This is a genomic window from Croceibacterium ferulae (genome assembly GCF_003660445.1).
In the GTDB taxonomy this organism is placed as follows: Bacteria; Pseudomonadota; Alphaproteobacteria; order Sphingomonadales; family Sphingomonadaceae; genus Croceibacterium; species Croceibacterium ferulae.
In genome coordinates, this window is the sequence record NZ_QZVQ01000002.1 from 504,410 (window position 1) to 525,599 (window position 21,190).

General features: G+C 68.6%; 21 protein-coding genes. 10 read left to right on the forward strand and 11 right to left on the reverse strand.

What is annotated here, in order from left to right; translation table 11 throughout:
• Positions 1-11 precede the first annotated feature (11 nt).
• Together D5S08_RS16980 and D5S08_RS03065 are read right to left on the reverse strand one after the other, a co-directional pair.
• A complete protein-coding gene (locus D5S08_RS16980) occupies positions 12-1,184 on the reverse strand; it encodes a hypothetical protein (protein ID WP_206610270.1) in 1,173 nt (390 codons plus the stop codon).
• Between the two features lie 36 nt (positions 1,185-1,220).
• A complete protein-coding gene (locus D5S08_RS03065) occupies positions 1,221-2,006 on the reverse strand; it encodes a MipA/OmpV family protein (RefSeq protein WP_121115341.1) in 786 nt (261 codons plus the stop codon).
• A gap of 534 nt (positions 2,007-2,540) precedes the next feature.
• Between D5S08_RS03065 and D5S08_RS03070 the strand changes: the two genes are divergently transcribed.
• Both D5S08_RS03070 and D5S08_RS03075 read left to right on the forward strand, forming a co-directional pair.
• Positions 2,541-3,551, forward strand: a complete 1,011-nt coding sequence (locus D5S08_RS03070; protein WP_241557185.1) for an AraC family transcriptional regulator — start codon at positions 2,541-2,543, stop codon at positions 3,549-3,551.
• An 82-nt stretch (positions 3,552-3,633) separates the two neighbouring features.
• Positions 3,634-4,590 carry an oxidoreductase gene (locus tag D5S08_RS03075; RefSeq protein WP_121115343.1) on the forward strand — a complete coding sequence of 319 codons (957 nt, stop codon included), beginning with the start codon at positions 3,634-3,636 and terminating at the stop codon, positions 4,588-4,590.
• Positions 4,591-4,604: 14 nt separating this feature from the next.
• On the opposite strand, the gene D5S08_RS03080 is transcribed toward D5S08_RS03075, so the two are convergent.
• Positions 4,605-5,933, reverse strand: a complete 1,329-nt coding sequence (locus D5S08_RS03080; RefSeq protein ID WP_241557186.1) for an MFS transporter — start codon at positions 5,931-5,933, stop codon at positions 4,605-4,607.
• On the reverse strand, positions 5,930-6,808 hold the full coding sequence (locus D5S08_RS03085) for a helix-turn-helix transcriptional regulator (protein WP_121115345.1): 879 nt from the start codon (positions 6,806-6,808) through the stop codon (positions 5,930-5,932). Before D5S08_RS03085 ends, D5S08_RS03080 begins: the two co-directional genes overlap by 4 nt.
• A 92-nt stretch (positions 6,809-6,900) precedes the next feature.
• On the opposite strand from D5S08_RS03085, the gene D5S08_RS03090 reads away from it, so the two are divergent.
• The 6 genes from D5S08_RS03090 to D5S08_RS03115 all read left to right on the forward strand — a co-directional run bounded on the left by D5S08_RS03090 (position 6,901) and on the right by D5S08_RS03115 (position 13,341).
• Positions 6,901-7,809 carry an SDR family oxidoreductase gene (locus D5S08_RS03090; protein WP_121115347.1) on the forward strand — a complete coding sequence of 303 codons (909 nt, stop codon included), beginning with the start codon at positions 6,901-6,903 and terminating at the stop codon, positions 7,807-7,809.
• A gap of 185 nt (positions 7,810-7,994) precedes the next feature.
• Entirely contained in the window at positions 7,995-8,465 is a 471-nt protein-coding gene (locus D5S08_RS03095; RefSeq protein ID WP_121115349.1) for a (2Fe-2S)-binding protein, read from the forward strand.
• On the forward strand, positions 8,462-9,127 hold the full coding sequence (locus tag D5S08_RS03100; RefSeq protein WP_206610271.1) for an Isoquinoline 1-oxidoreductase subunit: 666 nt from the start codon (positions 8,462-8,464) through the stop codon (positions 9,125-9,127). Before D5S08_RS03095 ends, D5S08_RS03100 begins: the two co-directional genes overlap by 4 nt.
• A 25-nt stretch (positions 9,128-9,152) precedes the next feature.
• Positions 9,153-11,333 carry a xanthine dehydrogenase family protein molybdopterin-binding subunit gene (locus D5S08_RS03105; RefSeq protein WP_241557187.1) on the forward strand — a complete coding sequence of 727 codons (2,181 nt, stop codon included), beginning with the start codon at positions 9,153-9,155 and terminating at the stop codon, positions 11,331-11,333.
• The gene (locus D5S08_RS03110) at positions 11,326-12,276 is read left to right on the forward strand and encodes an alpha/beta hydrolase (RefSeq protein ID WP_121115515.1); all 951 of its coding nucleotides are present in this window, start codon (positions 11,326-11,328) and stop codon (positions 12,274-12,276) included. The genes D5S08_RS03105 and D5S08_RS03110 overlap by 8 nt, the downstream gene beginning before the upstream one ends.
• Positions 12,277-12,429: 153 nt before the next feature.
• Entirely contained in the window at positions 12,430-13,341 is a 912-nt protein-coding gene (locus tag D5S08_RS03115) for an AraC family transcriptional regulator (RefSeq protein ID WP_121115517.1), read from the forward strand.
• On the opposite strand, the gene D5S08_RS03120 is transcribed toward D5S08_RS03115, so the two are convergent.
• The 6 genes from D5S08_RS03120 to D5S08_RS16340 all read right to left on the reverse strand — a co-directional run bounded on the left by D5S08_RS03120 (position 13,338) and on the right by D5S08_RS16340 (position 18,853).
• Entirely contained in the window at positions 13,338-15,503 is a 2,166-nt protein-coding gene (locus tag D5S08_RS03120; RefSeq protein WP_121115353.1) for a xanthine dehydrogenase family protein molybdopterin-binding subunit, read from the reverse strand. The two genes, D5S08_RS03115 and D5S08_RS03120, sit on opposite strands and share 4 nt — an antisense overlap.
• Positions 15,500-16,519, reverse strand: a complete 1,020-nt coding sequence (locus tag D5S08_RS03125) for an FAD binding domain-containing protein (RefSeq protein WP_121115355.1) — start codon at positions 16,517-16,519, stop codon at positions 15,500-15,502. Before D5S08_RS03125 ends, D5S08_RS03120 begins: the two co-directional genes overlap by 4 nt.
• The gene (locus tag D5S08_RS03130; protein WP_121115357.1) at positions 16,519-17,145 is read right to left on the reverse strand and encodes a (2Fe-2S)-binding protein; all 627 of its coding nucleotides are present in this window, start codon (positions 17,143-17,145) and stop codon (positions 16,519-16,521) included. Before D5S08_RS03130 ends, D5S08_RS03125 begins: the two co-directional genes overlap by 1 nt.
• 158 nt (positions 17,146-17,303) lie before the next feature.
• Positions 17,304-18,119, reverse strand: coding sequence for an NAD-dependent epimerase/dehydratase family protein (locus D5S08_RS03135; RefSeq protein WP_121115359.1), 816 nt, complete (start codon positions 18,117-18,119; stop codon positions 17,304-17,306).
• A complete protein-coding gene (locus D5S08_RS03140) occupies positions 18,116-18,499 on the reverse strand; it encodes a MarR family winged helix-turn-helix transcriptional regulator (RefSeq protein ID WP_241557188.1) in 384 nt (127 codons plus the stop codon). The genes D5S08_RS03135 and D5S08_RS03140 overlap by 4 nt, the downstream gene beginning before the upstream one ends.
• 93 nt (positions 18,500-18,592) lie before the next feature.
• Positions 18,593-18,853: a hypothetical protein gene (locus D5S08_RS16340; protein WP_126665480.1), complete on the reverse strand. Its 261-nt coding sequence runs from the start codon at positions 18,851-18,853 to the stop codon at positions 18,593-18,595.
• A 68-nt stretch (positions 18,854-18,921) separates the two neighbouring features.
• On the opposite strand from D5S08_RS16340, the gene D5S08_RS03145 reads away from it, so the two are divergent.
• A complete protein-coding gene (locus D5S08_RS03145) occupies positions 18,922-19,386 on the forward strand; it encodes a DoxX family protein (protein ID WP_121115363.1) in 465 nt (154 codons plus the stop codon).
• 47 nt (positions 19,387-19,433) lie between these two features.
• Here D5S08_RS03145 and D5S08_RS03150 read toward each other — a convergent pair whose 3' ends face one another.
• Positions 19,434-20,168: an SDR family oxidoreductase gene (locus tag D5S08_RS03150; RefSeq protein WP_121115365.1), complete on the reverse strand. Its 735-nt coding sequence runs from the start codon at positions 20,166-20,168 to the stop codon at positions 19,434-19,436.
• 86 nt (positions 20,169-20,254) lie between these two features.
• Here D5S08_RS03150 and D5S08_RS03155 point away from each other — a divergent pair, with 86 nt between their 5' ends.
• On the forward strand, positions 20,255-21,184 hold the full coding sequence (locus D5S08_RS03155) for an AraC family transcriptional regulator (protein WP_121115367.1): 930 nt from the start codon (positions 20,255-20,257) through the stop codon (positions 21,182-21,184).
• Positions 21,185-21,190 lie beyond the last annotated feature (6 nt).

A 21,190-nucleotide genomic window follows, 5' to 3' on the forward strand; every position in this document is an offset into this window, starting at 1 on the left:
GATGCCGGCCACTACCGGCGGCAGGTCAGGCGATAGACCGTGGCGGGCGGCAGGTTCCACCACGCAGTACCCGTCCGTTCCGCCGCCAGGCCAAGCCGGTGCAGCATGTCGGCAGGCACGGAACAGCGCCGGCCATATGTGAACAAGGTGCAGGCGGCGCCGGACTGCAGCCGGGCGAATGTGGCGGCGAGCACCGCCTCCACTGCGGGCGCGGGCATGTTCAGCAGCCCCAGCCCGCACACGGCCGCCCCGAACGGGATAGTGCCCGCGTGCGGCTCATCCGCAATCTCGGCGGCATCGACGGACAGGATCGTGGCCGCGGGGAACCGCCGGGACAGCAGGCCGGCCAGCGCACCATCCAGCTCCACCAGCGTCAGTGCGGATTCCGGCACGCCGCGTTCGATCAGGCGCTGGGCGAACACGCCCGTACCGCTGCCGAGTTCGAGCACCGGACCTGTGCCGGCATCGATGTCCCGCGTGATCAGCGTGGCAAGCGCCCGGCCCGACGGGACCAGCGATGCCACTGCCAGCGGATCGCGCCACCAGGCCCGCAGGAAGCGCAGCCGGTCCGCCCACCGTGCGGTCATCGCGCTGCGCCAGCGGCCAATCGGTCGCCGCAGCAACAGCACCAATCCGGTGCCGGCCGCAAGCAGCAGGCAGACCAGCGTCAGGTTGATCGATCCGCCGCCCAGCCGGGCCAACAGATAGCCCAGAGCGATGAAGGCGCCGTTCCAGACCGCCAGTCCCCCCAGCATGCGGGGCAGGAACCGACGCGGATCGGCCCGCATCGCCCCACCGATCAGCGGCGCCAGCAGGCGGACGGTCGGCAGCATCTGCGTGGTGAACGGCAGCCCCGATCCACCCCGGCGCGCGGCGCGCAGCCAGCGGCCCCAGCGATCACGCCGCCGCATCAGCGGCTGCAGGCCCGTACCCCCGACGCGTGTCACGGCCAGGCCGGCCGCGTAGCTGCCGGCAGCGCCCAGGCTGCTGCCGGCGACGGACAGCGACAGCGCCGTGGACAGGCACCACAGCCCTTCGGCCGCGGCGATGCCGAAGGCGGCGAACAGGCCCTGCGAAGGCAGGATGGGAACCACCCGCTCCATCAGCGAGAGGACGAAGACCCCGGCGATACCCATCGGCGCAACCAGCAGCAATGCGGTGCCGACCGGATCGGCGCCGATCATGATTGGCGTCCCTGCGCAGGCAAGGTCATCGCCGCCTCAGAACCGGTAAGACAGCGCGATGCCGCCCAACGGTTGCCAGCGGCGACCATCTTCGGTGATCGGACTGTCCGCCGGATCGCCGACCAGATAGTTCGCACCGACGCGCCCGATCACGCCCCAGTGCCGGCTGAAGTAATGTCCGACACTCAGCCCGGCACCGACGTCGCGGAAGCCCGCGCTCGGATCATAGGCCGCCAGGCCGCTGCGCACCGCATCGGCCGGCAGGACGCCGAAATAGGTGCGGGTATAGTCCGCACTTGCCCAGGTGGTCTGCGCATCCAGCGACACGAACGTGTCGCCGGTGCGGAGCGCGGCATAGCTGGCAGTGCCGGTGACCAGCAGGCCGTCATGCACCTGTGACACATCGTGTAATGCGGTCACCTCCAGCTGCACCGCACCCTGCCCCAGGGCATTCCCACCGAAGCGGTAACCCGCAAAGATGCCAGCCTCCACCGCCATGTCGATCTCCGGCAGCAGGCCGACGGGGCCGTCCACATCGCCACGATCCAGCCGTGGGCCGATCACCGGCCCTGCGGAAAGCCGCGGATCGGCCATCAGGTCGACCCGGCCCCGCAGGCCGCGCAGTTCGACGGTGATATCGCCGACGCGCAGATCGCCGAACACCAGCGGGATGGCGCGGACATCGTCCGATCCGTCATAGTCGGGTGCAATACCCGGACCGGCTGCGATCTGGCCATGCAGGCCACCACTGGAAGGGGCCTCCTGCGCCGCGCAAGGCAATGCGGCACAGCAGGCAAGCAGGGCAGAAAGGACGAGGCGCATGGGATAAACTCCTGTGAAGGACTTGGGGGGCCATCGGGCGCCGCTGGTGCAGCAACGCCCGATGGCCACGGCATTGGCCGAGGGGGGAGAACGGCGAATGCCATCCGGACCGGCGACATGGTGGGGTCGAGGTCGGCCGGCCGAATTGCGTGATCGGAACGGCAGTCATTGGTGCTGCCGGAACCGCGCTGCTATGAAGGACTGAAGCCCACCGGGATCAGCAGCCCCGGCAGCAATGGCGCGCCCTGAACTGGAGCAATGCCAGACGTGTCATTAGAAGTATAACTGATCGATCTATCTGACAAATAAGTGTGTTACAAAGGTGACGGCAACAGAAACGCAGGATATATCGAAAAAGATCGTCAGCCTTCTACGTGACGCTCTACTTCTGATGACAAACATCTTTCTGCATTGTCGATGGAGATGGTTGACCTTCGGTGGCAATCTGACATGATGTCTTTGTCTCGCTTGGTTTTCGCATGCTCAAGCTAGAGGGACATCGAAATGAACAGAATACCGGATGCCGCGAAAATCTTGCCTTTTCCTCCAGGGCAGAGCCGTCTGCCGGATGGGCGGGAGCCGCACCGTGCCCCACCGACGCTGGTCATGGCGCTGATGGATGTGATCGAGGCGCAGGGTGGCGGCGAGGGGCAGTTCCTGACTCCGATGGAAGGCGTGCGGATCGTGCGCTCGTGTCAGGAGATCATGCCGATCCGCAACATCTACCGCCCGTCGCTGTGCGTGGTGGTGAAGGGTGCCAAGGAGATCATGTTCGGCGACACCTCCCTGCACTACTATGAAATGGATTGCCTGGTGGTCAGCGTGGAGATCCCGGCCAAGGGCCGCATGGTCGGTGCCACGCCGGAGAAACCCTATCTCGGCATCACCATCGATTTCGACGTAGCCATGCTGCGCGACGTCATGCAGCAGCTGGCCAGACCGCCCGTGCCGTCCTCCGCTGACGGAGCCTGCGTGTTCGTCGGGCAGGTCGACGAACGGCTGGCGGACTGCATCGAGCGGTTGGTCCGCATCAGCAAGACGCCGGACGCCGTGCCGGTGCTGTACCCGGCGGTGATGCGGGAAATCTGCTACTGGCTGCTGACCGGCCCCCATGGCGCGGAAATGGCCAAGCTGGCCCTGCCCGAGAGCCACACCGAACGGGTGTCGCGCGCGATCCAGCTGCTGCACCGGAAATTTGCCGAGACACTGCGGGTCGAACAGCTGGCGGAGGTCGCGCATATGAGCCCGTCTTCCTTCCATCACCACTTCAAGCAGATGACATCCATGTCGCCGCTGCAGTTCCAGAAGCAGCTGCGCCTGCTGGAAGCGCGGCGGCTGATGGTGGCGGAAGCGGCCAATGTGTCGGAGGCGGCGTTCCAGGTCGGCTACGAAAGCGCATCGCAGTTCAGCCGCGAATATACCCGCACCTTCGGCGTCGCGCCCAAGCGGGACGTGATGAATTTCCGCGCGCTGCTGGCGCAGGCCCGGCGGCAGACCGGGGAGCGTCTAGGCCAGCTGACCGGTGCCGGAGGATCAGGCATGTAACAGCGGAGTTCGGGCATGGCGCGTGGCGGCACCGATCCTATCCTTGCGGACAGAAACCTGGCCTGCCCGAAAGGATCTCCCCATGCCCCGCTGGACTCATTCCGATATTCCGTCGCAGGATGGACGCATTGCCATCGTCACCGGCACCGGTGGCCTGGGCTACGAGACTGCACTGGCGCTGGCGCGGGCGGGTGCCGAGGTGATCCTTGCCGGGCGCAACCCGGACAAGGGGTTCGAGGCGCTCCGCCGCATCCGCGACGCGGCAACGGACGCGACCATCAGCTTCGAAATGCTCGATCTTGCCGATTTGGCTTCCGTCGCCGCCTTTGCGGAACGGCTTGAACGCCAGCGGAACAGGATCGACCTGCTGGTCAACAATGCCGGGGTGATGACGCCGCCCCGGCGCAAGGTGACGGCCGATGGCTTCGAACTGCAGCTGGGCACCAACTATCTTGGTCATTTCGCACTGACCGGGCGCCTGCTGCCGCTGCTGTGCAATGGCCAGGATGCGCGCGTCGTCACCCTGTCCAGCGTCGCCGCGCCCGGCGGCAAGATCGACTTTGCCGACCTCAATGCCAAGAAGCGCTACAAGGCAGGCGAAGTCTACGCCCAGTCCAAGCTCGCCTGCATGATGTTCGCGTTCGAGCTGCAGCGCCGCAGTGAAGCGGCCGGCTGGCCGATCCGCAGCATGGCCGCGCATCCCGGCATCAGCCGTACCGACCTGCTGCCTAACGGAGCGGGACCCGCCAGCATCCCGGGCCTGCTGCGCTCCACCCTGCCATTCCTGTTCCAGCCCGCTGCCCAGGGCGCGCTGCCCACGCTCTATGCCGCCACCGCCCCGCAGGCGGAAGGCGGGGCCTATTACGGTCCTGACAGCTGGGCCGGCATGCGCGGCTACCCCACGCTGGCGAAGATCCCGCAACAAGCCCAGGACGGCGCGGTGGCCAAGCGCCTGTGGACCGTATCCGAGGCGATGACCGGCGTGCGGTTTGGCCAGCCGGCACTGATCGCCACCGGCGGCCAAGCCGCGCATGGCTGAGCCGGGCGCCGCCGCTAGTGCCGCGAAGCCGCCATCCACCGATCGGCGGTGCGGCATGCCAGTGCGGCCAGGCCGCTGGCCACCGGCACGATCATCAGCCCGATACCCAGCCCGTTCGGGATGCCCGCGGCTGTCGCCCGGTCACTGATCATGCCGACCAGCAAGGGCCCGAGGGCCGGACCGATGAGGCTGACCCCGATCAGGGCCAGACTGGACCCCATCGCCTCCCGCCCCGGCCCGGCCACCAGATGCACGCTGCCAAAGGCGAACGGGAGGATGAAGGTGAAGGCGAACATGGCCGGCGCCATCAGCGCGACGGCCAGCCAGCCGACTGGCGCGACCAGCGCCGCGGCCGTGGTCACCCCGGCCAGCGCGAACAGGAACGAGGGCAACCGCAGATAGCCGTGGCGGGATCGCACCACCCGGTCGAAGCTGCGCCCGCCCAGCAGCGTGCCCGCAATGCCGGCCAACCCCTGCAACAACCCGAAGGCCAGGCCGGCTTCGGTCGCACTGAAGCCATGGGATCGCATCAGGAAAGGCGCGCCGAAGGCAAAGAACGGTGCGGCGGCAAGGCCGGTCGCCGCGGCACAGATGAACAGCCACCGGAATGCCGGCTGGCGAAGCAGGTGCAGGCTCTCCACCAGATACGGCCGGTCGGACCGGCGCCCCAGCGCAGGCGTGGAACCGATCGCGAGAGCTGCCAGCAGCGCCACCCCCACCCCCATCGCGCCCGCGCCGACCAGCGCGGTGCGCCAGCCCCAGGCATCGCTGACCGCCCCGCCGATCCCGAAGCCGGCCATCGCCCCCAGCGGGATACCGACGGAAAAGATGCCGATCGCCATGCCCCGCCGCTCCGGCCTGATCCGCCGAGCAATCAGCGCATGGGCGGACGGCACCGCCCCCGCCTCCCCCACCGCCACGCCCAGCCGGGTCATGGCCAGGAACGCGAAGCCGGTCGCCAGCCCGCCCAGCGCGGTCATCCCGCTCCAGGCCAGCGTGCAGGCGACCAGCACCCGCCGCGGCGATCCGCGGTCGGCCATGCGGGCGAGCGGCAGCGACAGCAGCGCATAGCAGACGGCGAAGGCGATGCCCGTGATGATCCCGATCTGCGTGTCGGACAGGCCGAGTTCCGCCTTGATCGCTTCCGCCAGGATGAACGGCAGGATGCGGTCGATCTGCGCGAACACACTGACCAGGAACAGCGCGCCCAGCAGCACGGCGGCGCGCAGGCCCGTGACATGGTCGGCCTTAATGTCAGACTCCGCAGGATGGCGTTGCGCCGACCGGGATGGCGCCGACGCGACTTCCTGTTCCGGCAGACGGGCGGCGCGCGGCCCGGTCACGAGCGGTTGCACCTTCCCGGATGTTGGCTCTCCGGCAATCCGCCCAACCCGTCATCCGGCCCCAGCAACACCTCGATCCGAGCGGCACTCTCCGGCGTGGCGGGATTGTAGACGATCATTCCCAGGTCCGGGCGCCCGTCCACGGCGAAGGCGGAAAACTCCAGCTCTATCAGGCCGTGTTGCGGATGACGCAGGCGCTTCAGCCCGCCGGCATGTCCGACGACATCGTTCTCCTGCCACAAGGCGGCGAACTCAGGGCTGCGTTGCGACAACTCGTCCACCAGCCGTGCGATCTCCGCCCCCGCACCAGCGCGGGCGGCATCCGCACGGAACGCCCCCACCACGTAGCGGGCGACCTGCAGCCAGTCGTCCTGCGCCGTCCGGGTACGGGCATTGGTGAACATCAGGCGCAGCACATTGCGCTCCTCGCGCGGCAGCGTGGCATAATCGGTCAGGAGCGTCGCGGCGGCCCTGTTCCATGCCACGACGTCCCAGGTCGCGGTCTTGATGATCGCGGGACTGAGCGGCAACGCATCCAGCACCCGCTGCAGGCGCGGCGTCACGCTCTCCCCCGATGTAAAGCTGCCGGCGGGCGGGCGGCCCAGCCCCAGGACGAACAGATGTTCGCGCTCGGGCTCGGTCAGCATCAGGCCGGCGGCGATCCGGTCCAGCACATCGGCCGATGGTGCGCCGCCCCGCCCCTGCTCCAGCCAGGTGTACCAGGTGGCGGAGATGTTGGCGCGTTGCGCAACTTCCTCCCGCCGCAGCCCGGGTGTGCGCCGTCGCCCGCCGAACCCGAACGCCGCCGGATCCATGCGCGATCGCCTGTCTCTCAGGAAGGTGCCGAGGGGATTGTCGGCAGATTGGTTCGCCATCCCTGTTGATCCTTATACCAGGATAAAGTCACTACTTTAACAGGATCGCCTCTAGGCTGATGCCTGCGTCACAGCAACAACGGAGACGCTGCATGAACATCTTCCTGACCGGCGCGACCGGCTTCGTCGGATCGCACATCATCCCTGAACTGCTGGCCGCGGGCCACTGCGTTACCGGTCTGACCCGTTCCGAGGCAGGCGCCCGCCGCCTGGCCGAAGCCGGCGCCGAGCCATATCGTGGATCGATCGGCGATCTGGCCAGCCTGCGCGCCGGGATCGAACGGGCCGACGGTGTGATCCACACGGCCTTCGACCACAACTTTGCGGAATACCGCGCGAACTGCGAGAAGGACGGGCGGGTGATCGCCACGATGGGCGAAGTCCTGCAAGGGTCCGACCGCCCGTTGCTGATCACCTCCGCCACCGTGCTGGGCGACAATGGGGATGGCCGCCCGGCGGTCGAAAGCGCGTACTACCCCGACCATCCAATCCCGCGCATCGCCACCGAACAGGCGGGCGAGGCGCTGCTGCAGGCTGGCGTCGACCTGCGCATCATTCGCCTTCCGCAGGTGCACGACCCGGTGAAGCAGGGGCTGGTCACGCCTTACATCGACCATGCGCGCCAGACCGGCACGGCGGCCTATGTCGATGATGGCGCCCAGCGCTGGTGCGCGGGCCATGTCGGCGACGTCGCCCGCCTGTACGCACTCGCGCTGGACCGGGGGCAGAAGGGCGCACGGTACCACGCCGTGGCAGAGGAAGGCGTGCCCTTCCGCAGCATTGCCGAAGCGGTCGCCCGGGGGCTGGACCTGCCGCTGGTGTCCCTGTCCGGTGCGGCGGCGCAGGACCATTTCGGGTGGCTGTCCATGTTCGTCGGGCTGGACAAGACGGCTTCCAGCACGTGGACGCAGGAACAGCTCGGCTGGCAGCCGGTCGGACCCGGCCTCATCGCGGATCTGGACGCGATGGACTACGCCGATCGAACGGTGCCCGCCATGTAGGCACGGGGGCATGGATCGCCAGGTGCAGGCAAGCTCGTAGGTTCAGGCAAGAAAGGTCCGGCTTTCGGCATCCATTTGCAGCCCCCATGCGCATATCCCTGTCGCAGAGCCGCAGCGGCTTTTCGACAGGGGCGGCCCGGCCCGGTCGGTCGCCTGCGCTGGACAGGTCACGGAGGGCCAGCGAGATGATCTACACGCTTCACGTCAATGGCGAGTGGCACCGGGTCGACGACGACGGGCAGACCCCGCTGCTCTGGGTGCTGCGTGACGCCTTGCGGCTTACCGGCACCAAATATGGCTGCGGCAAGGCGCAGTGCGGCGCCTGCACGGTGCATCTGGACGGCCGCCCGGTGCGTTCCTGCTCGGTGGCGCTCGCCGACGCAGCCGGGGCGCAGATCGGGACGATCGAGGCAGTCGGCGGTGCCGAAGCCGACGCGGTCACGGAAGCCTGGGTGGCGCGCGGCGTGCCGCAATGCGGCTTCTGCCAGTCGGGCCAAGTGATGAGCGCGGTGGCGCTGCTGCGTTCCAATCCTGCGCCGACCGACCAGGACATCGACCTGGCGATGAGCGGCAATCTGTGTCGCTGCGCCACCTATCCCCGCATCCGGGCGGGCATCCATGACGCCGCCGCCGCGCTTGGCGCAAGCCGGTCGTGACCTGGCGCCGCCCGCGCTTCGGCTGCCTGTCCGTGGCGATGCTGCTGCTGGCGATCCTTATCCTGGTGGCGGTCATCATGCTGCGCCCGCAGCCGCAGCCGCAATCGGGGCGCCTGCCGGCAGACGATCTGCGGATCGAGAATGCGCAGCTGCGCCCCGTGGCCGACTTCGTCGCAATCGCCGATCCGAGCGCGCGATCGGTGGCGCTGTTCCAGGAGGCCGGGCGCGTCATCCAGCACCCGCGCTGCCTGAACTGTCACCCGCGCACAGATCGCCCGACGCAGACGGCGGCAATGCGCCCGCACATGCCGGCTGTCACCCGCGGCCCCGATGGCGGCGGCGATCCGCTGCTGCGCTGTTCCACCTGTCACAACGATGCGAACTTCGCCGCCTCCGGCGTGCCCGGCAATCCCAAGTGGCGGCTCGCTCCGATCGAACAGGCCTGGCAGGGTCGGACCTTGGGCGAGATCTGCCGCCAGCTGCTCGATCCCGCCCGCTCGCACATGGACCGGCCCGAACTGCTGCACCACATGGCGCAGGACGAGCTGGTCGGCTGGGCCTGGCACCCGGGCGCCGACCGCACCCCCGCCCCCGGCACGCAGGCTGCCTTCGGCGCGCTGATCGCCGCTTGGTTGGATACAGGTGCTCGATGCCCGGCCTGATCCGCCTCCCAGCAGGAGAATGCCTGTGACCACACCCCCCAAGCCCCGCTTCAAGCTGACCCGTCGCAAGATGATTCTGGGCGGCACGCTGGCGGGCGGTGCGCTGGTGGTCGGCTACACCGCGACGCACCCGATGCAAGTGGCCGGCGCCGTGCTGACGGCGGGCGGCCCCGCTGCAGAGCCGGGCTCCTTCGGCCCCTATATCAGCGTCGCGCCCGATGGCTGGGTGTTGATCGTCAACCCGCAGCAGGAGATGGGGCAAGGCATCCACGCCGCCCTGGCAGCAATGATCGCGGAGGAGATGGATGCCGACTGGGACCGCGTCCGCGTGGTGCAGGCCCCCGTCAACTTCGCGCATTACGGGCCGCAGATCGCCGGCGGATCGAACAATGTCGCCAGCCACTGGGATCGGCTACGGCAGACCGGCGCGGCGGCCAGGTCGATGTTCGTCGACGCGGCCGCGCTGCGCTGGCAGGTGCTGCGCCGCCAGCTGACGGTGCAGGACAGCGTCGTCGCGCATCCCGCCTCCGGCCGCTCCGCCAGCTTTGCCGAGCTGATCGCCGATGCCGCACAACAGACCCCGCCGCAGCAGCCGATGCTGAAGCAGCCGGGGGAGTACCGCCTGATCGGCACGGACCGCGTGCGGCGCAAGGACTGCCGGCCCAAGAGCACGGGGCGGCAGATCTATACGCAGGATGTCCACCTGTCCGACATGCTGGTGGCGGTGGTCGCGCATCCGCCGCGCTTCGGCGGGCAGCTGGCGGGTTTCGACGACAGCGATGCGCGCAAGGTGGCCGGCGTGGTCGATGTGTTCGCTATCGAAACCGGCGTGGCGGTCGTCGCCCTGAATACCTTTGCCGCCATGCAGGGCCGTGACGCGCTGCGCCTTCGCTGGGACGACAGTGCGGCGGAGACGCGCTCCTCGCCCGAACTCGCCAGCTGGTACCGCGACATCGCCGCCGGACGGGTGGAGGAAGATGCGCACAGCTTCGAGGAGCGTGGCGCCATCGACCAGCCGCAACGCGGCGAAGTGTTCGAGACGACGTTCGACTTTCCCTGGCTGGCGCACGCGCCGATGGAGCCGCTGGACTGCGTGGCGCAGGTCGACGGGTGGAACGTCAACATCTGGTCGGGCAGCCATAACGCCTCCGTCGACCAGATCCACGCGGCGCTGACCGCGCGCACGATACCGGGACGCATCAACCTCACCGTGCTGACCGCCGGCGGCTCCTTCGGTCGCCGGGGCGTGGCCATGTCGGACTACGTGGTCGAATGTGTGCGGATCGCGCAGCGCACGGGCGGGCGCCCGGTCAAGCTGATCTGGACGCGCGAGGACGAGATGGCCGGCGGCTACTACCGCCCGATGGCGCATCACCGGGTCAAGGTGGTGCTGGGCTCGGACGGCTACCCGGCAGACTGGCGCCACCACATCGTGTCGCAGGGGCTGCTGCCGTTCGGATCCAATGCGCAGAACTCCGAAGGCGTGGCCGGGTCTCCCTACTTCGCCACTGCAGCGACGGTGGATTGCCGGATCACCAGTCCTTCCCTGCCCGTCCCGGTCTCGTTCTGGCGATCGGTCGGCCACTCGCACACCGCCATGGTGATGGAGCATGTGATCGACCAGCTCGCCCGCCGGGCCGGCCGCGATCCGGCGGAGTACCGCCGGGTGCTCTACCGCGCAGCGGCAGCGGAGCGCCGGGTGGCGGTGCTGGACGAACTCTGCCGCCGGGCGGGGTGGAATACGCCGCTGGAACAAGGCTGGGCGCGCGGGATGGCCGTGCACGAATGTTTCGGCACCATTGTGGGCCAGGTTGCGGAGGTACGGCTGGACGAGGATCGCCCGGTGGTCCGCCGCGTCGTCGCGGTGGTCGATTGCGGCATCGCCATCTCGCCCGACCAGATCGCCGCGCAGGTGGAAGGCAGCATCGGCTTCGGTCTGTCCGCTGCCCTGTACGGCGCGGTGACGCTGCGGGACGGGATCGTGCAGGAAACGAACTTCGACACCTACCCGCTGGTCCGCATGAACGAGATGCCGGCGGTCGAGACATACATCATGCCTTCCACCAGGCCGCCGACCGGCATGGGCGAACCGGCCGTGCCCCCCATCGCGCCGGCCGTGGCCAATGCCCTGCTCGCTTTGACCGGCGAGCCGACCCGCAGCCTGCCCTTCCTGACCGGCCGAGGAGCAACCAATGCCGATGTCTGATCCCGCTGCCACGTCCGTGCGATCCACCAGCTTCGGCAATCGCGGACTCCGGCTCAGCGCCGATCTCCATCTGCCCGCCGGCTTCGACGAACGCGCACAATGGCCGGCGCTGGTGCTCGCCACGCCCGGCAGCAGCGTGAAGGAGCAGGTCAGCGCGATCTATGGCAGCCGCATGGCCGCGCTCGGCTTCGTGGCGCTCACCTTCGATCCAGCCTTTCAGGGCGAAAGCGACGGCATTCCGCGCGACCTGGAAGATCCGGCAACCCGCGCGGAGGACATCCGCTGCGCCGTCGATCACCTGGTCACGCTACCCTTCGTGGACGAGGACCGAATCGGCCTGCTCGGCATCTGCGCGGGGAGCGGCTACGCCATTCACGCTGCACTGACCGAGCATCGCTTCCGCGCGATCGGCACGGTGGTCGCCATCGATATCGGCAGCACCTTCCGCAAGACGCCGCCATCCGGGGACCTGTTCGACACGCTCCGCCAACTCGGCCACGCCCGGACTGCGGAGGCCCGCGGAGCCGGCGCGCGCCGCGATCCCTGGATCCCCGACAGCCTGGCTGCCGCCGCCGAAGCCGGCATCACCGACCACGAAGTGCTGGAAGCAATCCGCTTCTATCGCGAGTCGGCCCACCGCCATCCCCGATCGACCAACCGGCTGCTGTTCCGCAGCTACAGCCATCTCCTCGCCTTCGACGCCTTCCACCTGGTGCCGCAGCTGCTGGTCCAGCCGTTGCAGGTAATTGTCGGCGGCAAGCCGGGCAGTACCGGGCAATATGCGGCCGGCCAGCGCCTGTTCGATCTGTCCCCCGCCCGGCACAAGGATCTGTTCGTCGTCGATGGTGCCGGCCATTACGACCTGTATCACCGGCCCGAACATGTCGGACCGGCGGTGGCGCGGCTGGCCGGTTTCTACGCGCGTCATCTGATGGACGCGTAGCAAGTCCCGGCGCTTGAGAGCAGGATCAAGCAAGAATGCTGGCAGATTCGCCGTTCTGCGGTGACCGGTACCGGGCTACATGCCGGTGATTGTCCGATCCGCGTGCCCGGCATTCCCGCCGGCGCAGCAAGGGAGCACAGTGCAACGGTGCCGATGAGCGATCTTCCGTCCACCAGTGAGCAGTTGCAGGCGGCGGTCCTGCACCATGCCGCGCACGGCGCGGATGCGGATGGCGTGGTCCTGACCTGCGTTCCCGGCCTGCGGATGATGCGGGCCTGCCACCAGCAGGGGCCGATGCGCTCGATCTACCGGCCGCTCATCTGCCTGGTCCTGCAAGGTGCCAAGGCGATGCAGATCGGTCACGAGGACCGCATGCTGCATGCCACACAGGCGATCATCGTCGCAGCGCACCTGCCCGTGACCGGCCAGGTCGTGGAGGCGACGCCGGCAAGGCCCTACGTCGCACTGTCGATCGAGCTGGATCTGGCGCTGCTGCACACACTGGCGCTGGAAATCGGCGAACTGCCCGTCGCCTCGGAAGCGCCCGTCCCGATCTTCTCCGAAAGCCTCGACGCGACCATCATCGGCTGCGCGGCGCGGCTGATGCGGCTGATCGACCATCCGGAAGCCGTCGCGCCGCTGCACCCCGCGATCATGCGCGAGCTGCATTACTGGCTGTTGCGCAGCCAGCACGGTACGGCCTTGCGCCGGCTGGCCATTCCATCCGGCAATCTCCAGCGCCTGACCCAGGCGATCACGCTGCTGCGGGAGAACTTCCGCGAACCGGTTCGCATCGATCGCCTCGCCAGCGCGGCCAACCTCAGCCCGTCGGCGTTCAGGCACCACTTCAAGCAGGTGACCAGCCTGTCGCCACTCCAGTTCCAGAAGCAGCTGCGCCTGGCCGAGGCGCGCCGGCTGATGATGTCGGAAGGGATGCCGGCAGGTCTTGCCGCCCTGACCGTGGGATACCAGAGCGCATCGCACTTCTCGCGCGACTTCGTCCGGATGTACGGCGCGCCGCCGAAACGCGATCGGGTCGCGCGCGGCGCGCCGCAGCCGGCCTAGAGCAGCGTCTCGATCCGGAACGGCATCTCCCGCAAGCGCCGGCCGGTCGCGTGGTGAATGCCATTGGCGACCGCCGCCGCGCAGCCGACCATCGCAACCTCGCCCAAGCCCTTCACGCCCAGCGCGTTCACCACCGGGTCGGGCTCGTCGATGAAGCTGACGTCGATCTCGCCGATATCCGCATTCACCGCGACGACGTAGTCCGCCAGATCGTTGTTCAGCCACCCGCCATAGCGCGGATCGACCTCCGTCACTTCGCGCAAGGCGGCGCTGATCGCCCAGGTGACGCCGCCGCGCACCTGGCTGGCGGCGGTGCGCGGGCTCACGACCCGGCCGCAATCGGCCACGCTGACGACGCGCGGCACCCGCACCCGGCGGGTGCGCGGTTCCACATGGACTTCCACGAAGTGGGCAATGAAGCTGAACGTGGTGAAGGCGGGGAAGAACGGCCCGGCCAAGGCCATGCCGCCTTGCTGGAAGGTCGCCAGCTCTTTCTGCCCCTGCCCATAGGGAATGCGGGTGACCTCGACCGAAAGCGACGGGCGCTTCACGCGGGCCAGTTGCCGGTGCAGATTGCCGCCGACCTGGCGATCGCCGAGGAGTTCGGCCAGCGCCGCCTTCATCCGGCTTGCCGCTTCCAGTGCCGCGGGTACTACGCTCCCCGTCCCCCAGGACCCGGCCGTCGTGTGCTGCGCCGCGGCGGAGGTGTCGCCGATGGCCAGTTCCAGCCGGGTCGGGTCGATGTCCAGCTCCCGCACCAGCACCTGCTCGATGGTGGAGCGGATGCCCTGCCCCATCTCGTGCGCGGCGGCGGCGAAGCGGGTGGTGCCGTCCGCCCGCACCGTCAGGGTGGCGATGTTGGGGTGGATGTGCACCGGATAGGCCCCGCTGGCGACGCCCCAGCCGACCAGCGTGCCGTCCGGCAGGGTCATCGAGCCGGGCGCGGCCGTGCGCCGATCCCAGCCGAACCGGCGGGCACCTTCGCGCAGGCAGCTGTGCAGGTGGTTCGACGAATGCGGGCGGTTGTGGATCGGATCGATCGTCGCCTCGTGCCGCAGGCGGAAGGCCACCGGATCCTGCTCCAGCATCAGCGCAAGCTCGTCCACCGCACTTTCGAAGGCGAAGCAGGACGGGTGCGGATGCGGCGCGCGCATGTAGCCGGGTGACTGGGTGTCGATCCGGACATTGGCGGCCGTGCCGTGATAATCGGTAAACCCGTACATCTGCGGCGCCGCTTCCAGATACTCGGCCGGCGGGAACTGGCCGCTGCGCGACTGCTGGTGATCCGCGTCATAGCGCACCGCGATCATCTTGCCCGTCGCGTCCGCGCCGATCTCGATCCGGTGCCGGCTGCGCGGGCGGAAGGAGGCATTGTGGAAGATCTGCCCGCGCGGCAGGACCAGCTTGACCGGGCGGCCGGTCAGCATCGCGGCATGGGCCACGATGGCGCTCTGCCGCTGCGGCGTGCCCTTCTGGCCGAACCCGCCGCCGATCTGCGGGCTCTTGACCACGAGCTGGTCGGGTTCCAGCCGCAGGTTGCGGCCGACCGCGCCCTTGGTGCCGCTGGTGCTCTGCGTGCCTTCGTGCACGGTCAGCACACCATCGGCCCAGAACGCCGTCGTCGACAGCATCTCGATCGGATTGTGATGCTGCGCCGGGGAGACATATTCGGCGCTGTGACGGGTCACGGCGCGGGTCATGGCATCCGCGGCATCGCCGGCGGTGATCGGCTCCACCGGCTCACGCCGGTGGCCGGGACTGTCGATCAGCGGGGTGAAGGCCAGATCGGGGGCATAGTCCGGCCGGATCGCCTCGGCCCCCTCGATCGCGGCCTCCAGCGTTTCGGCCAGGACGATGGCGAACGGTTGGCCGCGATAGGCGATCTCGGGCGTGATCATCGGCGGCGGCGGCGGCGGACCGCCCGCGCCCGCGGGTTGCACCGGGGGCGGGAAGTCCGTGGCGGTCAGCACGCGCACCACGCCCGGCACTTGCAGCGCGGCCTCGACCGGCACGGCCGTCACCCGGCCCTTGGCGATGGTGGCGGGTACCAGCATTGCGTGCAGCAGGCCGGGCAACGCCACGTCCGCCGCATAGATGGCAGCGCCGCGCACCTTTTCGTGCGCATCGACCCGCGGGCGATCGGGAAAGGGTTCGACGCTCATGCCGGGTTCCTTGCTGCGGCGATCAGGATGGCATCGGCCACCGTGCGCGCCCCGAGTTCGATCTTGAAGCCGTTGTGATGACCGGCACGCGCACCCTGCAGGGCGGCGCGTCCGGCGGCGTTGGCGATGTCCGGGGTGACCCGCTGGCCCAGCAGCGCCTGCTCCGCCGCCGCGGCCCGCCAGGGCTGCGTGGCCACGCCGCCCAGTGCGACATGCGCGCGCCGTACAATGTCACCGTCCAGCTCCAGCGCCACCGCCGCGGAAGCGAGCGCGAAGGCGTAGCTCTCCCGGTCGCGGATCTTGTGATAGGTGGAATGGCGGCCCGCGCGCGTGGCCGGCACGGCAATGCCGGTCACGATCTCGGCCGGTTGCAAGGTGAACTCCAGATGCGGCGTATCGCCCGGCGGGCGGTACAACTCCGCCACCGGGATCGTGCGCGCGCCCTCGGGCCCGAGCAGTTCCAGCTGCGCATCCATCGCCACCAGCGCGACCGGCCAGTCGCCCGGGCTGACCGCGTTGCAGGCCGCGCTCTGCCCCAGCACCGCCTGCCCGCGGTCGATACCGTCCTGCGCGGCACATCCGGCGCCCGGCTCCCGCTTGTTGCAGGGATAGACATTGGCGGTGGATGCGCTGCCCGCGCCGTTGCGGAAATACAGGCAGCGGGTACGCTGCAGCAGGTTGCCGCCGACGGTCGCCATGTTGCGCAGCTGCTGCGACGCGGCCTTCGACAGGGCTTCGACCAGCACCGGATAGTCACGCTGCAACGTCCGGTCGGCTGCCACCGCGCTCATCGGCGCCAGGGCACCGAAGCGCAGCATGTCGCCATCGGTGGCAATTTCGTCCAGTCCGCGGATCGCCGTCACGTCGATCAGATGGGTCGGCTGTTCCACGCGCAGCTTCATCAGGTCGTACAATGTCGTGCCACCGGCGATGTAGCGGGCACCGCTGCCGGCGGCGACGAACGCCTCGATCGCGGCCGCAGGTGTTTCGGGGCGGGCGTAGCTGAAGGCGCGCATCAGGCCTGCCGCCCTTGCGCGACCGCCTCGATCGCGGCGACGATGCCGACATAGGCGCCGCAGCGGCAGATATTGCCGCTCATATATTCCCGTATGCTGGCCCGGTCGGTGGCATGCCCCTCCCGCACGCAGGCGACGGCAGCCATGATCTGGCCGGGCGTGCAATAGCCGCATTGCAAGGCATCGTGATCGATGAAGGCCTGCTGCATGGGGTGCAGCCCGTCGCCTTCGGCCAGCCCTTCGATCGTGGTGACGGCCCGCCCATCCATCTTGGCCGCCAAGGTCAGGCACGATGCGACGCGCTGCCCGTCCAGGTGCACGGTGCAGGCACCGCACTGGCCATGGTCGCAGCCCTTCTTGGCACCGGTCAGCTGCAGCCGTTCGCGCAGCAGGTCCAGCAGGGAGGTGCGCGTGTCGATCTCGACCGACATCGCCCGCCCGTTGATCCTGGGCCGGATGGTCATGGCGGTCCCAGGCGGGGCCGCCTCCGCTCCAGCCGAAGCCTGCGCCTGCGCGGTCCCGGTCTCCAGCGTCAGCGCCACCGCCGCGCCAGCGCCGGCAACCAGCACCTCGCGGCGATCCAGTTCAATCAGCGATGCGGGTCCGCCCGCGTCAGGATCGGTCATTGTTCGTGGTCTCGCCATTGGCCGCAGCAATCATTGTGCTGCTATACTGCAATTCCACACAGCATGGATGCCCGAACCGCGTTGATCCTTGCCCGATCGACGTGAAGGTGCCGGGTGAAGGGCACCGTTCCGGCAATCACTGGACCCGCGTGTCTCCGTCAGAGGATCTGACCCTCGGCTGCCTGGAAAACAGTCCGGACGGTAGGCTGGAACCCCAGGCTGCGCGCAAGCGCCGTATCGACCTGCATCGCCCACGGTGCCGGCAGCGGATCGCCCGAAGGTTCCAAGCGGCCGCCACCCAGTGCGACCAGTTCGAGCATCGATGCCGGCAGATCGTCCGCAATGTTGACCGCTCGACCGTCGAACCTGCCGGCGAGGGCCAGCGCCATGGCGGTGGCGATGTCCCGGTGATGGATCGTGCTCATCCGCATCGCCGGATGGAAATCCAGCTGCGCGGCATGGCCAGGCAACGCTGCAAGGTGGCCGTCCCCGTCGCCATAGACGAAGGGGAAGCGCAGCACCGCCCATGTCAGGCGGCTGTCCCGCAGCGCCTGCTCGGCCGCGACCTTGCTCGCCGGGTAGGCTTGGGTCGGCGCGACAGGATCATCTTCGCGACCGGGTCGCGCCTGATCCCTGCCATAGACGTGGCTGGTGCTGGCGAGGATGATGCGGGCCGTCGGCGCATGAGCCTCGACCGCCGCGATCAGACTGCGCGCACCATCCAGGTTGCTCTTCCAGATCAGCGCCTCGTCCGGAGTGCGGAACACGGCCGCGAGGTGGATGGCCGCCGACACCCCGTCCAGCGCCGCTGCGAGCGAGGCGGAGTCGAACAGGTCAGCCGCCACGGCTTCTGCCCCTTCCGGTGCGGATTTGCCGCCGCGGACGATGGCCCGGCAGGTGTGCCCGGCTGCCAGCAATCTAGGCAGCAGGCGGGTGCCGACGAGCCCGGTAGCTCCGGTAAGAAGGATGGTCATGCGATGTGTCCCTTGTCGATGAAGGCATCCAGCCGCTCGGTTGCGAGCCGCAGCACGCGCACGGCGGCGTCGAGATCCGCCTGGCTGATGCCGGCGAATGCGGCCTCGTTGATGATGGCCGACAGGTCGGGCAGCCTTGCCCACAGATCGCTGCCGGCGGTCGTCACGCGCAGCAGCTTGCGGCGCTGGTCTGCATCATCCGTGGCCTGCTCCACCCAGCCCTTGCGGACGAGCGCCCCGACGATGACGGTCAGGGTCGATCGCTCGACCTGGAGGAGCCGGCCCAGATCGCGCTGCATCGTGGGGCCATGGTGAACGAGCTGGTAGAGGATGTACCATTGCGTCGAGCCGAGATCGAACGGCCGCAGCATGGCTTCCATCGCCGAACGACCGGCGAAGTAGCACCGCTTCGCCCAAGCTCCGACCGCGCCATGCCGGTCTTCCATCAATATGCTAGCCATCTAGCGAATATGCTAGGCAGCTAGCGGTTTGTCAATCCGGGTGATGGGAAAGATGACGGCCAGTACCTCACCGGTGACCAGCGCTGCGGCCTCGAACGCGCTGATCTTGCAGCTTTGGGCACGTAGTTCGGCGGATCCGGCAGTCGCGACGCGGAAGTGGCTTCTATGGCTCGTCACCGATGAGGTTGAAGAGCCGAGGCAGGAACCGGCCGTCGGCGCCTTCCCCATGACAGTACCGGCGGCAGCTTCTCGCACGGCGTCAGCGGCCTCCACGAACGCCGGGCCGTGGCTGGAGGTCGCAACGCAGGCCGTCCGGATAGTCTCAGGTGAAGGGGTGAAGCATGTTCGATGTCGCTGACCGTATTGCAGCCCGTGCCGAGGTGCCGGCCTATGTGCTGCTGCGCTTCGGCTATGGCGTGACGCTGGCCACCCACGGCATGCCCAAGCTGTTCGGGCTGCCTCACGGATCGATGGCTGATCCGATGGCGGGCGCGGTGCACCTGATCGGCTCGGTGCTTGGGCTTCCGTTCGCGCCCCAGCTTGGCGTCCTGATCGCGCTGCTCGAAGGCGTGGGCGGAACCTTGCTCGCGGTCGGCCTGGCCACCCGTCTGCTGGCGCTGGCATTTGCCCTGCAGATGGTGGGGATCTGCCTTGCGCTCGGGCCGGTCTATCCCTGGATCGATCGCGGTATCGAGTACCCGATCCTGCTGGGGCTGGTGGGGCTGCTGATCTGCGCGCGCGGCGCTGGCCCGGTGGCAGTCGATCGGCTGATCGAAGCGCGGCGTGCGGAAAAGCATTTCGGCTGACGACCCGACCAACGCCCTTGCGCCTTGGTCGGGCTACCGCGCCCGTGTCAGTCCTGTGCCGTCGGTCGCACCACGATGTCACCGACATCAACGGTGTCCGGCTGCCCGATGGCGTATGCAATAGAAGCGGCGACGGCGTCCGGGGGGATGGCGATCTCGTCCATCCGCTGCCTGATCGCGGCCGCGATCTCGGGATCGTGCATCGAGTCGGTGAAGTTCGTACGAACGAAGCCCGGCGAGATGCCGGTCACCCGGAACCGGCCCTGCGACTCCTGCCGGAGCCCTTCCATGATCGTCCGCACCGCGTTCTTGGTGCCGGCATAGATGGCCTGGTTGGGCGTGATCTGGAGGCCGGAAGTGGAGATCACGGTGACGAAATGGCCGGTGCCCTGCCGCCCGAACACCGGCAATGCCGCCGCGATCCCATGCAGGACACCGCGCAGGTTGACGTCGATCATGTCGTCCCAATCATCGACGGTCAGGCTGTCGAGTGGCGCGATCGGACCGATGCCCGCACTGGCGACCAGCACGTCCAGCCGGTCGAACCGCTCCACCGCAAGATCGACAAAGGCCTGCACCTCGGCACGGCTGCGAACGTCCAGCGGCATGTGGGCGACATCATGACCGGCTGCCGACAGCCTGGCGGCCACCCGGTCGAGGCGATCACCGCCGCGGGCACCCAGCACCAGCTTTGCGCCATGGCGGGCGAGAAGCTCCGCGGTAGCCTCGCCAATCCCGCTGCTTGCGCCAGTCACGGCGATAACCTTGCCATCAATGTTCATGTCAATCTCCTTCCCGTGGAGATTGGATCGGCTGACGAAGACGGCTACACACCAGACTCCATCATTCCGGCTCCTGCGTCCAAAGAATGACCGATCCGCTCTCCGACCTGTTCGCCCTTGTGCACGTGGACAATGTGCGCTGCACCCGGCTGGAAGCCGCCGGGGCATGGAGCGTGCAGTTTCCAGCGAACCCGCTCCTGAAGTTCGTGGCGGTGCTGCGTGGCACATGCTGGGTAATCCTGGCGGGCGCCGAACCCCGCCAGGTCAGCGCCGGCGACGTGTTCCTGCTGCTCGATGCGCCCAGCTACGTCGTCGCCAGCCAGCCGGGCCTGCCACCGACCGACGGCACCTTGCTCTATGCCGATGCCGACACGGCGCATCTGGGCGGCGCTGCCACCGTGCTGCTGGGTGGCGGCTTCACCGCCGGCGGCGAAGATGCCAGGCTGCTGCTCGATGTGCTCCCCGGCTTCCTTCGCATCGACGGTACGGACCCGAATGCCGCGAAGCTGCGGGACACGGTTGCCCTGATCGACGCGGAGCTGGGTGGCGGACTGGGCGCCGACATCGCGGTGCGGCGACTGGCGGATGTCCTGATCATCCAGGCGCTGCGCGCCTATGCCGCAAATACGGCCGGGGCCGATCTCGGCTGGCTGGGCGCCCTGGGCGATCGGCATATCGGCATGGCACTGCGGCTGATGCACCGTGACCCCGGGCACGCCTGGACTGTCGCTGCGCTCGCAGCGGAGAGCGGGCTGTCACGATCGGGCTTCGCCGCCCGCTTCAAGCAGGCGGTCGGGCGGGCCCCGCTCGAATATCTGCGGCGCTGGCGGATGCTGCGCGCCCGGATCGATCTGGAAACCGGCAACGTGCCGATCGCGCACCTGGCTGTCCAGCTCGGATATGATTCCGAACGCGCATTCCGTGCGGCATTCAGGCGGATGTTCGGTCGCTCGCCGAAGCAGCACGCCGTGTCGGTCAGATCGCGCGCCGCCAGCAGGTCGTCACCATCGCCATAGACGACA

Bases quoted from the DNA above. Each gene is read 5' to 3' on its own strand.
- D5S08_RS03145 (WP_121115363.1), top strand. From the start codon at position 18,922: ATGTTCGATGTCGCTGACCGTATTGCAGCCCGTGCCGAGGTGCCGGCC.
- D5S08_RS03125 (WP_121115355.1), bottom strand. From the start codon at position 16,519: ATGCGCGCCTTCAGCTACGCCCGCCCCGAAACACCTGCGGCCGCGATC.
- D5S08_RS03095 (WP_121115349.1), top strand. From the start codon at position 7,995: ATGATCTACACGCTTCACGTCAATGGCGAGTGGCACCGGGTCGACGAC.
- D5S08_RS03115 (WP_121115517.1), top strand. From the start codon at position 12,430: ATGAGCGATCTTCCGTCCACCAGTGAGCAGTTGCAGGCGGCGGTCCTG.
- D5S08_RS03110 (WP_121115515.1), top strand. From the start codon at position 11,326: ATGTCTGATCCCGCTGCCACGTCCGTGCGATCCACCAGCTTCGGCAAT.
- D5S08_RS03120 (WP_121115353.1), bottom strand. From the start codon at position 15,503: ATGAGCGTCGAACCCTTTCCCGATCGCCCGCGGGTCGATGCGCACGAA.
- D5S08_RS03130 (WP_121115357.1), bottom strand. From the start codon at position 17,145: ATGACCGATCCTGACGCGGGCGGACCCGCATCGCTGATTGAACTGGAT.
- D5S08_RS03090 (WP_121115347.1), top strand. From the start codon at position 6,901: ATGAACATCTTCCTGACCGGCGCGACCGGCTTCGTCGGATCGCACATC.
- D5S08_RS03085 (WP_121115345.1), bottom strand. From the start codon at position 6,808: ATGGCGAACCAATCTGCCGACAATCCCCTCGGCACCTTCCTGAGAGAC.
- D5S08_RS03155 (WP_121115367.1), top strand. From the start codon at position 20,255: ATGACCGATCCGCTCTCCGACCTGTTCGCCCTTGTGCACGTGGACAAT.
- D5S08_RS03075 (WP_121115343.1), top strand. From the start codon at position 3,634: ATGCCCCGCTGGACTCATTCCGATATTCCGTCGCAGGATGGACGCATT.
- D5S08_RS03065 (WP_121115341.1), bottom strand. From the start codon at position 2,006: ATGCGCCTCGTCCTTTCTGCCCTGCTTGCCTGCTGTGCCGCATTGCCT.
- D5S08_RS03135 (WP_121115359.1), bottom strand. From the start codon at position 18,119: ATGACCATCCTTCTTACCGGAGCTACCGGGCTCGTCGGCACCCGCCTG.
- D5S08_RS03150 (WP_121115365.1), bottom strand. From the start codon at position 20,168: ATGAACATTGATGGCAAGGTTATCGCCGTGACTGGCGCAAGCAGCGGG.
- D5S08_RS03140 (WP_241557188.1), bottom strand. From the start codon at position 18,499: ATGGAAGCCATGCTGCGGCCGTTCGATCTCGGCTCGACGCAATGGTAC.
- D5S08_RS16980 (WP_206610270.1), bottom strand. From the start codon at position 1,184: ATGATCGGCGCCGATCCGGTCGGCACCGCATTGCTGCTGGTTGCGCCG.